We start from the raw sequence: 13,101 nt of genomic DNA, 5'->3' as shown, positions 1-13,101 counted from the left end.
CCGTGTCTGCATGCTCTAGATCCGCCGCCAGATGAAGGCCAGATAGAGCCCAAGCGTCCCAGCCAGCGTCTGCCGGTAGACGCCGCTTTTCCTGAGAAGGCGCAGGCGTCGCAGGATACCGCCCTTTCGTGCCCTGGTGAACAGGCCGAGACAGGCGGCGGCATCCCTCGAGAGGATGTCGCGATTGACCGCCAGGCCGCTCAGATTGTGATCGGTCCAGACGGCGAACTCGCCCCTGAACAGGCGCCCCAGCCGCGACAGCCTCGCCTTCCACGACACGTTGGCGCCGACCAAGTTTGCCTCATGCTGGCGGTAGCGCACCAGCGGTCGCGGGTCATAGCGGACAATGCCGCCGGCAGCCGTGACGATCAGATAGGTCCACCAGTCATGGCTGACGAACTCGGTCCTTGCCGATGCCTTTGCCAGCAACTTTCGCGCGGCGCGGTTGATCATCATCGTGTTGCCGCCGGCAATGCTTTGCACAAGCGCATTGCGAAATGCGGGTGGATGCTGGAACAGCGGCGAATACCCTTGCGCTGCTCCGGTTTCGGACATGGTTGCGGTTCTGGAGCAAAACAGCAGCGGCGTTCCGGCGTCGTGCCCTTGCATCCAGGCAATGGCGCTCTCCAGCCTGTCCGGCTCCCAGATGTCGTCCTGGTCGCAGAAGGCGTAGTAGTCGGCCTCGATGCGCGGATCGATGATCATCGCGCGGAAATTGGCGGCAAAGCCTTGGCGAGGACCATTCGACAGGGTCAACCGGCCCTTGGACCAGCGGCTCTGCCAGGCGCCGATAATGGCCGAAGTGCCGTCTGTCGAACCGTCGTCGGAAACCCAGAGGTCGACAACAGGATGCGATTGCGCAGCCAGCGACGCGAGCTGCTCGTCAAGGAAAGCCGCGCCATCTTTGGTGCCCAGCAGCACGGCCACGCGCTGATCTTGTCTGCTCACTGGTTCAAAATCATCTGCAAACGCCTGGGAACGGCCATCGGATCGGTTTCAATAGCCAATCCCGGTCGATCAGGACAGGCTCTTTGTTTTGACGCAATCCCGGACGGAAAACCGCTCCACACTTTTTCTGGAATTGCTCTAACCAGCTTGCCCGACTGTTTTCGCAACGGTTTCCCGGCGTGCGTCACTTGGAGGCTCTTCCGCCTGAGAGAGGCCGGCCATGACGGCGAGCGCCGAGGCCTTGTCCTGATCGCGCATGGCCGCCTGCAGCAATGTCAGCGCCGCCTGGACCTTGGGCCATCCCACGACATCGGTCCTGAGGCCGAAGATCTTGGGGATATCCAGCGCGACGATCTCCTCATTGCCGCCATGCAGCACCTCGTGAAGCTTCTCGCCCGGCCTGATCCCGGTGAAACGGATCGGAATGTCGGTGTAGGGGCTTTTGCCGGCCATGCGGATCATGGTTTCAGCGACTTCGAGGATCGGCACCGGCTTGCCCATGTCGAGCATGTAGATGGCGTAGTCGTCCTTGCCCTGGCGCCGCTCGGCGTCGGCCGCCGACATGATGACGAGGTCGACGGCTTCGGCCACCGTCATGAAGTAGCGGGTCATGCGGCGATCGGTGATGGTGACCGGACCGCCGGCCTCGATCTGCGCCTGGAAGATGGTGGCGACCGAGCCATTGGAGCCGAAGACATTGCCGAACCGCACGGCGATGAACTTGGTGCCGGAGCGACGGCCGCTGGGCCCGGTGGCGTGCGTTTCGTGCAGCGAAGAGACGATCTGCTCGGCGGCGCGTTTCGTCATACCGAGCACCGAGGTCGGATCGACCGCCTTATCGCTGGAAATCAGCAGGAACTGCGGCACCCCGCATTTAGCGGCAACCTCGGCGCAGACGAGGGTGCCCAAAATGTTGGTCTGGATCGCCGATTCCCAATTTTCTTCGAGCAGCGGCACATGTTTGAGCGCGGCGGCATGGAAGATGATGTCGGGCTTGAAATCGCTGACGACGCGGGTGATCTGGCGCCGGTCTGTGACATCGACGATGCGGCTCTTGAGCCGGACATGGTCCTTTTCGTCAACCTGCTGGTCGAGCTGGAAAATACCGAACTCCGAGATATCGGCGACCAGAACCGCCTGCGCGCCAAGTTCCAGCGACCGCTTGACCAGGATGCGACCGATTGAGCCGGCGCCGCCGGTGACCAGGACGCGCTTGCCACCGATAAAGCCGCCGATCCGCTCCATATCGGAAGCAACTGTGGAGCGGCGCAGGATGGTTTCCATCTCGACAGCGTCGAGTACCAGCTTTCCGCCTTGGCCGAGCTCCGAAACGCCGGAGAATTGGACGACGGCGATACCGCTGTGACGGGCGACACGGACCAGTTCCGAATATTCCTCGATCTCGCGTTCGGTGCCATTGCCGAAAATCAGCATGTCGAGGCTTTTGGTGCCTCTTGCATATTCTTCGAGGACCTCGACCAGGCGGGGCCGCACGGCCACCACCGGAACGCCCTGTATCTGCGTGCCCAACGGCGCGCCGTTCTCGATGGCCATGATGCCGGCGATGGAATATTCGGCCGGCTCGGCCGTGCGTGTGAAGCGGATGATGACGTCTGCTTCGCCAAGCCTGCCGACGAACAGCGCTTGTTTGATCGCCGCATTGTTTGCGTTGCGGCTCAGGATTCGCCAGCTCGCCCCGTCGCGCAGGAACCGGTAATAGAGCCGAGGCGCCGATATGATGGTGAAGGAGACGAGGAAAAAGACGATGAACTGGCGCTCGTTGAGGCCGGTCACCGGCTGAAACGATCGAACCGCCAGCGAGACGACATAGAGCGTGACGGTCAGGATGGCGCAGCTCTTCAGGATGTTGAAGAAGTCCGGCGTGGAGGCGAAACGCCACACGGTGTTGTAGAGGCCGCAATAGCGAAACAGCATATGGCTGAGAAAAACAATACTTGCCCAGCACGCCAGGCCGGCCGTGGAGAGCGCGTCGAATGAAAGTCTCGACTGAGAAAGCCCCAGACTCAGCGCCACCGCGACCAGGACCATGACCAGATCCTGGATCATTATAATGGCGCGCCGCATCTTCGGCCGAAGTCCGGACACGACCTCTACATAGGATGTCATTGGGTAGTACTGAACTCCAGGCGCAAGGACTTGGACACTAACGTAGTGCGAGAGCGACGGAAACCCGTCACCGATCACCTGTTTAGAGTGCCAATCCCCAGCCCCGCCGCTTTGTATCGCATAGCGTGGAGTTGTAGTCATCGCCAGATATTTTTTTGGAAATTCCCTTGGCTGACCTTCAATCCAGACGATCGGGCGGGAGGCGCGCACCGAGATCCATGCGCATTTGCTCAAAGCGGGCGCCGCCGGCCAGATTGTTCCACCTCATAGGGGTCGGCGCTCAAATCATAGAGTTCTTCCGACAAGTCGGAGTAGCGCGTGTAGCGCCAGCGGCTTGACCGCACAGAATGATTGCCGCGCAACCATGTCATGATCGCACAATGGTCTTCCATTTTGCCACCCCGCGCCAAAGGCATGAGTGAACGGACGTCTATGTCCGCCGGTGGCTCGAACCCGCAAAGATCAAGAAGCGTAGGAAACAAGTTGACCAGACTGACTGGCTGGTCGACGCGAGCCGATGTCGCCATACCTCGTGGCGGCACCAGAATGAAGGGCAATCGCGTTGCTTCCTCCCACAGCACGAATTTCCGCCAGTGCAGCTTGTCGCCCAGGTGGAACCCGTTGTGCGTCAAGCACACGTCCAATCTGAGTGTCGCAGTAGGAGATGGCCCCGAGATAGGCCTTGGACGGCGTTGCGCCATTGCCCGTGGTTCAGGACGGTCTCGTGGTCAGGCGGCGACAGAGCCCAAGCCTTTGCGATGGCGGGAACGTCGTCAAGGTCGTCATTCTTGACAAAGGGCAGGCTGACCTTGTCGAGAGGATAAAGATCAAGGAATGGTTGCGGTACGTACCAGGGCAAATGCGGCTTGTAGAAACCCGTCGCGCAAAGGAATGGCTGCTCGTGCGGTTTTTGCAGGAAGGCGCAAACCGCGTCCGCAGTCTTGAAATCGGGCATCTCCGGCTCGCGAGCGGATTCGATGGCGCCCCAATCGAAGTGATGATTTATCGACGCTACGTTCGGGAAATCATCAAAATCAAACATGCGGTTGAGCGGCCGATGCAACGGCATCGGCTCGGCGGCGGTCGTATGGAATTCGTCCCACAAGGCTGGGCGGTTCTCGATGTCGCTCCATCTTGCCGACGGCGTCCTGTTGCGCCCTGCATCGGCGTAGTCGAAACTGCCATGGAACACTTTCCCCGCACCCATGCAGAAATACCCGGCCTCGCGCAGGCGCTCGAGCAGTGTGACCCTGCGCAGCGGCGCCTCCCAGAATGGCTCGTTCTGATAGACACCCGTTGTCGTCGGCAGGCATCCGGTAAACACGGACATCCGGCTGGCATTGCAATAGGGCGCCGTGCAGTAGGCGCGCAGAAACGTCGTTCCACGCGACGCGTGTCAGGCGTCTTGACGTCCGGATGGCGGCCCAACGGCGCAATCCAGGAATTGAGGTCGTCAGCCACGATGAAGAGGATGTTGGGTCGCTCCATCAGCCTTCTACCGCCAAGCCCGAATCAATAGTCGGCCAGTCGGAAACCGACAGCCCCGAAAGTCGGGAGAATTCGACGATGTCATCGTAAAAAATCTCGCGCAAATAGGTTACGCCTCCGGTCGAAGCTCGTTCTCACATCGTCTCCCAAGATGATCTGTTCGCGGAGCAAGGGGGAGAAACGGTTGGATGGAAAGGAACCCAGCAACGGCATCCAGCGTAGGTTGGTGATCCCTCAACAAATCCAGTGAACGCAGGAGCAGAACGTTCTCCCTCGGGAACAAGGCAAATAGCCGGCGTAGTTGGCGTGCGTAAAAGCCCCGTTCGACACAGCTATACACACGCCATGCCGGATCGGTCTGATCCAACCCCTTTAGTCGCCAGCGGCCTTGCCGGATCGCCAGGTGAAAAGGCAGATGCTCCGACCGGTTACCGGTCTCCATACGCCATTGCGACCACGCTCGCTCGATCGGATCGCGAAAAATGAAGACAAGCTTCATTGCGGGATTGTATCGCTTTATCCGTTCCAGCGATGGCGGCCAGAAGAGATAGATCGGGGTCACGTCAAATCCGATGCCTCTCCCAGCATCGTCGGAAAAAAAGCTTCCCAATTTGCGATAGTCCGGCTCCGTCCAGTTCTGCGTCTCGTCGTCAAAGAAATGCATCTCCTTAACGGACGGCGTCGCCAGCTGTGGGTGTTGCCTGAGATAGCCGAACAGGCTGGTCGTGCCGGACTTCTGCACCCCACCAACGATGAAACCCAACACAGGCTGGTCCAATGCATGCGCCCCCATGCCAAAGTTACGTCCTTGTCACCACTGTCTCTCGCCCCCCGACGAAAGTGCCCGGCAAGCCATCAAGGAAGCCTAGACAGCGGCGTTTGCCAAGTCCAGTTGCTGATAATCCCGCCCGGAAGCGAACTGCTTGATGAAATCACGCTGTCTTTCGCTGGGGGGGTCAAGTCCAATAAAATCTGCGATCTCGCACAACAGTAACTCCGGGTTCAACAGCGAACGCTCATAGCTTACAAGGAGCGTCGGCCACTGCAATCGCTGCAGCAATTCCCAATATCTGCTGTACCTGATCAGCGCCAGGTCATAGGCTTGCTCGATCGAGGACTGCATCTGCTTGACTTCGGACTGGGCGACCGCAGCCATGTCGCGGTTGACGAACACGATGAACGGGTTCCTCACGACCTCCGCTATCGCCCCGAGGTAAAGATCGGCAGACGGATCTTTCCAACCCCATAGATCATTGGCATCATTTCTCGCCTCGATGATCTCTTCCAGCTTCTTCAAGCCATTATCTGCCGAACCATCGATCAGGCGGCCATCGATGTCCCGACCCTGGGCCGCATAAACGAGCTCCATATCCTCATGGATGATGGAAGCGGGTGACGATCCCATGGGCACACCCAGGATTATGGCCGCACCGGCGACGAGGCTTGTGCCGCCCCGGCCACATCCGACCACTATCAGGGTTCGTGGCCCCCGCGGCAACGCGAGTCTGACCGCCTTGTGTGATGTAGCCATCGCCACCGTCTTACGCTCCTAGTGTCCCAATGTTCGCAGTCGCCCCGATCGCGGCGCCGGCAATCGAAAAAATTCATGACGGTTATTGTTTGCCGGTTGCTGCTTTTTCCGCGCGAACCTGCAGGCGACGCTTGAAGAAATTCAGATGTTTGGCAGTGAGCGACTGGTCCCAATCCCGCGGATACTTCATTGCCTTGGCAAATCTGTACCTCTGCTCCAGGTCGCCGCTCCTCGACTTTGCCAGCTCCAAAGCTGAAACGATTTCATTCAATTCCGAAGCAGCCGGGATGATATTTCCGCTGAGGCCCTTCAAATAATCATCAGTTTTTGTCTTGAAGGTATTTGTCACAACGACACAGCCGGATCCGGCCAGATCCATCGGGATCATGCTCGGATGCGGAGAAGCCATCAGCGTGAGACAGATATCAAAACCCGAGACCTCCTCGATGTATTTGCTGAGGTCCATCCTTGGCAACGAAACCGATCGAACCCCGGGCTGCAACTCGACAACACCTTCTCCCAAGCCCATGCCCACGCAATCCCATTCCTCGGGGTCGAAAATGCCCCGCCTGAAGGCCGTCGTAAGAGCTAACGCTGTAAGTTCGAACATATTCCGATCCACCACCGGCCGAGAATAGAAGACGATCGTCCTCTTTTTCTTTGCAAGATTGCGTTGGATGAACATGTCCTTGGGCAGGAGATTGGACGAGCAGGCGTTGTTGAAAAACGTATGCGACATGCCGCGAGACCTTATGCCGCCGACATCATTCGAAATGAAGAACTTCATAAGGCTTTCGCTTGAAAATATCGCGTCGTAGTCCATCGCGTATGTACGATCTGCAACGGCATATAGACTATTTGCTGGATAAAATACAGCCTCATAGTCCTGTATCAGGTATATAAACTTCTTGCTCTCTGTGCGCGCTGTAATCTTCTCTGCAAAATAGGCTGAATACCAAACGGTCGCCACGGCATAGTCGAAGCGCGATATAGCAAGCGGTTTCCGCCTCTCGCCGATATACTCGACTTCGAGTTCGTCGAAGACACCCTCCATACCGGGGTATTTCAAAACCTTTTCTCTGAAGTCGGCGATATTGAAATAGAAATTATCAAATAGGACGAGGCGAACATTGATACCCGTCTTGCGCAAGAACAGCGCCATCTGGAAGACGCCGAAGAACCCGGCCGAGATCGATTTGAAGTCGAAAGCAGGAACCAGGACATTGATCGTCTGCGGCCGGCGCTCATCTATCTCGACGTCCGGCATGTCGTAGATTCGATTCAGCCGCAGGTTCAAGAACTCGTGATCATAGACATGGTTTGGCGGAGCGACCGCCGGGACGAGCGGCAGCTGCGACAGGTAGGACAGTTGCAGGTCGGAGAGGAAGCCAAGGCGGTGCGCCGCCGACATGCACCAATAGGCAAGCCTGCCCCTATAGCTTTGCAGGGGAACGTCGGGGTCGAAGACCTTATGGTAGGATTGTTTCAAATCCTGGTGCCCGAAGATTCGGGCGCCGGCGCCGGCGAGCGTTGCAGTCAGCTGACGACGCATTAGCCAAAGGTCTCCTCTCTCACGACGCGACCTTTCTCGAGAAACACCGCGGAACTGCACATCGACCGGATCAGGGCATCGGAATGCGATGCCAGCACGACGATGGCGGCATTGTTGAGCCAATGCTCCATTCTCTCTCTGGCCTTCTTTTGAAATGACGCGTCGCCCGTGCCCAGCCCTTCGTCAAGAAGCACGATATCGGTCGGATATGCGGTGACAACCGAAAACGACAGCCGTGTCTGCATGCCGGACGAGTAGGTGCGTACCGGCAAATTTATGAAATCGCCCAGTTCCGAGAACTCGATAATCGATTCGGTCTGGCGCTCGATTTCACGGGGGGCGATACCGGTCATGAGGCTCTGAAGCCGGATGAACTCTCGGCCCGTGAGTTCGGGAGATAAACCCATGGAGGGCGTTATCAGAACGGCCGAGTCCCCGTTGATGACAGCTGTCCCGCTGGTGGGTTTGAGAATGCCTGCCAAGACGCGCAACAGTGTCGTCTTGCCAGCACCGTTGTGCCCGCTCAGCCCCAGCCGGGTGCCGGGTTTAAGATCGAGCGACACGCCATCGAGAGCCGCGACTTCGAAACGGCCGGAGTCACCGGCCAGCAAACGCCCGCCCGTGGTGAAACGGAGCGCGGCTTGCTTGAGAGAACGATTTGCCGGAGCGGACCAGACCGGAATTCGGACGGTGACGTCGCTCAGATGAATGGATGGCGGTGACATGGGGCTTCCAATACAATTGTGTGACGGCGTCAGAATTCAAAGCCAGTACGGAATTCGGTGCTCCGTCCTTCGATAGAGAAGATAGGCGGCGATGCTCCCCACGCCGGCAATAATGGCGGACACGAGCACGCTCATGTAGTCGGTGCCGTCGCTCATCAGTGGAGTTCGCGCTGCATCGATGATGTAGGCGACAGGATTGTAGACCAGGAACGGAGAGCTGGTAGGGAGAACCTTTGCCGTCCAGATAATCGGCGAAAGCATGAACAGAAGCTGCATAACGGCAGCGGTGATCAGCGGAACGTCTCTGTATCGCACAGAAACAATCGCTACGATGGTCGATATCCAGGCGGCATGGGCAGCCAACAGCGCGGTTCCGACGATGAACATTGGTATGTTCAAGCCGGAGTTCGGATAGGCAATAATTAGAGTTATGAGTATAATTAGCACATTGTGCATCAATATTATTATGTTCTTAGAGACACAACGAAATATGCATGAGGCCGGCGAGATCTTCGTATTTAGAAGAAGATCGTGAGATCCAATTAAAGTTTCCGAACCTTCAATTATTGCTCCAGATAGGAATTGCCACAAGACTACACTCGTAGCCAAGTGATGTATGAACTCCCTGATAGGCTGCTTAAACAAGACAGCATATAGAAGCCCAACTGAAAGGGCAAATATTGCCGTGTTCAGCGTAATCCAGAAAGGCCCGAAAGTCGAATTTCGGTAACGAAGCCGTATGTCAAACTGCGCGAGCCGAAGCCAAACCATTGATACACCCGACATTATGATACTTCCTTCAGTGTAACTTGCTCAGGCTTGGTAATTTCCGCGACAGGCATGAAGGCGCCGCGATATGGCGACTCGGCCGACATAAAGATAGCGACAAGCTGTTTCATCGCTTAACAGACACAATCGCTACGTCTTTCCATGCTGCCGGCTGGGCTTGCAAGATGCGGCGCACCACAAGCCCCGTCGATTGCTGCCACCCCTGTGCCTCCGATCCGAATGCGGCTGTGAATTTTTGCGTCGAAAGACGCGAATTAGCCGGGCGACGCGCTTTGGTCGGGTAGTCGCGCGCCGTAATATCCCGTACCGCAGCATACGGCCCGCCATGTGACAGGCTTGCCTCCAGAATGTGGCGTGCAAAGCCGCTCCAGTTGACGTCTCCGGCTCCGGCGAGATGGTAGATCCCATAGCCGTCGAAGCTGTCGTCGCCGCGCAACACCGCCGCCGCATGCAGGATCGCGTCGGCAATATCAAGTGCGGATGTCGGATTTCCCCATTGGTCGGCGACCACGGCGATCTCGCCGCGGTCGCCGGCCAGCCGCAGCATGGTTTTCACGAAATTCTTGCCGAACGGGCTGTAGACCCAGGCGGTGCGCAGGATCAGATGGCGCGGATTGACGGCGGCCACGGCCAGCTCGCCGGCAAGCTTGGAGGCGCCGTAGACGCCGAGCGGTGCGGTGGCGTCGGTCTCGACATAGGCGCCGTCCTTGGTGCCATCGAAGACGTAGTCGGTCGACAGATGGATTACGGGCACGCCGAGCTTCGCGGCCGCCTCGGCGACCTTGCCGGCGCCGACGGCGTTCACAGCGAAGGCAAGATCGGGCTCGTCCTCGGCCTGGTCGACGGCGGTGTAGGCGGCAGCCGACACCACGATATCCGGCCGCGCTGCCGCGAGTGCGTCGAAGACCGTATCGGGCCGCGCCAGATCGAGCACTGGGCGGCCGAGGGTGACGACCTCGATGCCATCGCGCCTCTGCCCGGCCTCCAGCAGGCTGCTGGCGACCTGACCGTCGCGTCCGGTGACAACTAGTCTCACGCCGCGCCCTTCCTGCCTTCGACATGGCCCCGGGGCTGGACTTGCCCCAGCCGTTCGCCGGCATAGCGCTGCTCGCGGATCGGCCCCCACCACCATTTGTTGTCGAGGAACCAGTCGACGGTTCTTGCAAGGCCGCTGTCGAAACTCTCCGCCGGCGCCCAGCCGAGATCCCGGCTGATCTTGGAGGCGTCGATGGCATAGCGGCGGTCATGGCCGGGCCGATCGGTGACGAAGCTGATAAGATCGCGGTAGCTCCGGCCCCCGCTGCGCGGACGCCTGATATCGAGCAGGCCGCAGATCGTCTCGACGACGCCAAGGTTGGTACGCTCGGAATTGCCGCCGACATTGTAACTTTCGCCGGGCTGGCCCTTTGTGGCGACCAGTTCCAGAGCGCGCGCATGATCCTCGACGAACAGCCAGTCGCGCACGTTGGCGCCGACGCCGTAGACCGGCAGCGACTTTTCATCGAGCGCGTTGAGGATCACCAGAGGGATCAGCTTTTCGGGAAAGTGATACGGGCCGTAATTGTTCGAGCAGTTGGAGAGCACCACCGGCAGGCCGTACGTCTCGTGCCAGGCCCGCACCAGATGGTCCGACGCCGCCTTGGTGGCAGAATAGGGCGAGGACGGCGCGTAAGGCGTTTCCTCGACGAACATGCCGCCGTCGAAAGGCAGATCGCCGAACACCTCATCGGTCGACACATGGTGGAAGCGGAAGCGGGCTTTCCTGTCGTCGCCAAGGCCACGCCAATATTCGAGCGCCGAATTCAGCACCCGGTAGGTGCCGACGATGTTGGTCTCGATGAAGGCGCCCGGTCCGTCGATCGAGCGGTCGACATGGCTTTCGGCGGCGAGGTTCATGACGACGTCGATCTCGTCGCGGTGGAGGATGTCGAGAACCGCCCGCTCGTCACAGATGTCGGCCTGCGCAAATTTGTAGTTGTGCGCATTCTCGATGGTGCGCAGCGAGGCGAGATTGCCGGCATAGGTAAGCTTGTCGAGATTGGTCACATGGTAGGCCGGATTGGCGCACAAATGCCGGCACACCGCCGAGCCGATGAAGCCGGCACCGCCTGTCACCAGAAAATTCATGGCGCTCTCCTCACATCGTCGCGCGTCATGCGAACACCTCGGCCTCAGCAAGCGCCGACGCCTTGAGGTCCTTGGCCGAGAGCTCGAAGGCGCCGGCCGGCGACGGCCAATCGATGCCGATATCAGGATCGTCGAAACGGATCGATCGATCATGCGCCGGCGAATAGGTGTCGGTGACCTTATACAGAACCTCGGTGTCCGGCACGAGCGTGACGAAACCGTGCGCGAAACCCTTCGGCACCAGGATCTGGTTGCCTCTCTCGGCCGATATTTCGAGCGCGACCCATTTGCCGAAGGTTTTCGAGCTGCGGCGGATGTCGACCGCCACGTCGAGAATCTTGCCTCGGATCACACGCAGCAACTTGTCCTGCGCGCGTGGAGGCAATTGATAGTGAAGCCCCCGCACGACACCTGCGGCAGCCGAATAGGAATGATTGTCCTGGACGAAACGCAGATCGATGCCGGCCTCGGCAAAGGCCTCGGCATTCCAGGTTTCGATGAAATAACCGCGCGCATCGCCGTGCCGCTTCGGCACGATTTCCAGCACGCCGTCCAAACCGAGTTGCCTGACTTCCAGCACTCTATGTCTCCGTCAGCCCGGCGACACGCCGGCGCAGATAGGCGGCGTATTCGTTCTTGCCCAGGCGCGTGGCGCGCTCAAGCACCTTGTCGGCGGTCAGCCAGCCCTGCTCGAAGGCGATTTCTTCAGGACAGGCGACCTTGATCCCCTGGCGGTGCTCGATCGTGCGCACGAAGGAAGAGGCTTCATGCAGGCTGTCATGCGTGCCGGTGTCGAGCCAGGCATAGCCGCGGCCGAGCTGATGCACGTGCAATTTCCCGCGCTCGAGATAGACGTTGTTGACCGCCGTGATCTCGAGTTCGCCACGCGCCGAGGGCTTGATCGTCGACGCGATGTCGACGACCTCATTGTCGTAGAAATAGAGGCCGGTGACCGCCCAGTTGGACTTCGGCTCCCGCGGCTTCTCCTCGATCGTCAAAGCCGTGCCGCTGAGCTTGTCGAACGACACCACGCCGTAGCGCTGCGGGTCCTCGACATGGTAGGCGAACACCGACGCGCCGCTTTGGCGCTGCGCAGCAGTGCGGCAGAGCTGCGACAGGCCCTCGCCGAAATAGATGTTGTCGCCGAGAATCATCGACACATTATCCTTGCCGATGAAGTCGCGGCCGATGATGAAGGCCTCGGCAAGCCCGTTGGGCTGCGCCTGCTCGGCATAGGAGAATTCGACCCCGAATTCCGAACCGTCGCCCAGCAACTCCCGAAACACCGGCAAGTCGCGAGGTGTCGAAATGATCAAAATCTGGCGGATACCGGCGAGCATCAAGACGCTCAGCGGATAAAAAATCATCGGCTTGTCGTATATCGGCAGAATCTGCTTAGAGATCGCTAATGTAAGGGGATACAGACGCGTCCCGCTGCCTCCTGCAAGGATTATTCCCTTCAACAAGCTCTCCTTGAATTACCGGCCCCCGCCTCGAAATCAAGTTGCCCGTGCTTAGGTTTCGCGCAATGGCTTGTCAATTCAATCTCGGCCGTGGATCGGCGCCAGAATTGCTCTGCATCTGCCGCCTCGCGGCAATTGACCGACCAGCACAGGCTGACGCTGCAATAGATGCGGCGATTTGGCAAACCGGCGTCCCGCCATCCTTTTGGATGCACAACAATAAAAAAGCCGGCGGGGCGTTTTGCCGCCCGCGGATGTTGTGGGGGGGGGTTGTAGGGGGGTTGGGGAGGCGGCCCCAAATAACCCGGCCCACGCAGGGGGGCGGCGCCACCCGTGGAGAAAACACCCGGG

General features: G+C 59.1%; 12 protein-coding genes and 1 pseudogene. All 13 read right to left on the bottom strand.

What is annotated here, in order from left to right; all coding sequences use genetic code 11:
• Positions 1-15 precede the first annotated feature (15 nt).
• The 13 genes and pseudogenes from NKJ78_RS29795 to rfbA all read right to left on the bottom strand — a co-directional run bounded on the left by NKJ78_RS29795 (position 16) and on the right by rfbA (position 12,750).
• Complete coding sequence (locus tag NKJ78_RS29795; protein WP_352459692.1) at positions 16-948, bottom strand: glycosyltransferase family 2 protein; 933 nt, start codon at positions 946-948, stop codon at positions 16-18.
• Positions 949-1,086: 138 nt separating this feature from the next.
• Positions 1,087-3,075 (bottom strand): SDR family NAD(P)-dependent oxidoreductase, encoded by a 1,989-nt coding sequence (locus NKJ78_RS29790; RefSeq protein WP_352459693.1) that lies wholly within the window; start codon positions 3,073-3,075, stop codon positions 1,087-1,089.
• 230 nt (positions 3,076-3,305) lie between these two features.
• Complete coding sequence (locus NKJ78_RS29785; protein WP_031253479.1) at positions 3,306-3,707, bottom strand: sulfatase/phosphatase domain-containing protein; 402 nt, start codon at positions 3,705-3,707, stop codon at positions 3,306-3,308.
• Positions 3,704-4,453 (bottom strand): annotated as a pseudogene (locus NKJ78_RS29780) (sulfatase-like hydrolase/transferase); the annotation flags it as partial. The gene NKJ78_RS29785 and the pseudogene NKJ78_RS29780, both read right to left, overlap by 4 nt.
• A gap of 219 nt (positions 4,454-4,672) precedes the next feature.
• Entirely contained in the window at positions 4,673-5,341 is a 669-nt protein-coding gene (locus NKJ78_RS29775; RefSeq protein WP_156929809.1) for a sulfotransferase domain-containing protein, read from the bottom strand.
• A gap of 87 nt (positions 5,342-5,428) precedes the next feature.
• Complete coding sequence (locus NKJ78_RS29770; RefSeq protein ID WP_023738511.1) at positions 5,429-6,094, bottom strand: sulfotransferase; 666 nt, start codon at positions 6,092-6,094, stop codon at positions 5,429-5,431.
• Between the two features lie 82 nt (positions 6,095-6,176).
• Positions 6,177-7,646: a rhamnosyltransferase WsaF family glycosyltransferase gene (locus NKJ78_RS29765; RefSeq protein WP_023738510.1), complete on the bottom strand. Its 1,470-nt coding sequence runs from the start codon at positions 7,644-7,646 to the stop codon at positions 6,177-6,179.
• On the bottom strand, positions 7,646-8,371 hold the full coding sequence (locus NKJ78_RS29760; RefSeq protein ID WP_023687183.1) for an ABC transporter ATP-binding protein: 726 nt from the start codon (positions 8,369-8,371) through the stop codon (positions 7,646-7,648). Before NKJ78_RS29760 ends, NKJ78_RS29765 begins: the two co-directional genes overlap by 1 nt.
• 36 nt (positions 8,372-8,407) lie before the next feature.
• Positions 8,408-9,142, bottom strand: a complete 735-nt coding sequence (locus tag NKJ78_RS29755; protein WP_245260410.1) for an ABC transporter permease — start codon at positions 9,140-9,142, stop codon at positions 8,408-8,410.
• 124 nt (positions 9,143-9,266) lie between these two features.
• Positions 9,267-10,196, bottom strand: coding sequence for a dTDP-4-dehydrorhamnose reductase (gene rfbD, locus NKJ78_RS29750; RefSeq protein WP_023738508.1), 930 nt, complete (start codon positions 10,194-10,196; stop codon positions 9,267-9,269).
• Entirely contained in the window at positions 10,193-11,287 is a 1,095-nt protein-coding gene (gene rfbB / locus NKJ78_RS29745; protein ID WP_023738507.1) for a dTDP-glucose 4,6-dehydratase, read from the bottom strand. Before rfbB ends, rfbD begins: the two co-directional genes overlap by 4 nt.
• A gap of 25 nt (positions 11,288-11,312) precedes the next feature.
• Entirely contained in the window at positions 11,313-11,867 is a 555-nt protein-coding gene (rfbC, locus tag NKJ78_RS29740) for a dTDP-4-dehydrorhamnose 3,5-epimerase (RefSeq protein ID WP_023687179.1), read from the bottom strand.
• Position 11,868: 1 nt separating this feature from the next.
• Positions 11,869-12,750, bottom strand: a complete 882-nt coding sequence (rfbA, locus tag NKJ78_RS29735; protein ID WP_023738506.1) for a glucose-1-phosphate thymidylyltransferase RfbA — start codon at positions 12,748-12,750, stop codon at positions 11,869-11,871.
• Positions 12,751-13,101 lie beyond the last annotated feature (351 nt).

It is taken from the genome of Mesorhizobium sp. M0037, from assembly GCF_040323635.1.
Lineage (GTDB): Bacteria > Pseudomonadota > Alphaproteobacteria > Rhizobiales > Rhizobiaceae > Mesorhizobium.
This window is presented reverse-complemented; position numbering and strand designations above follow the sequence as displayed.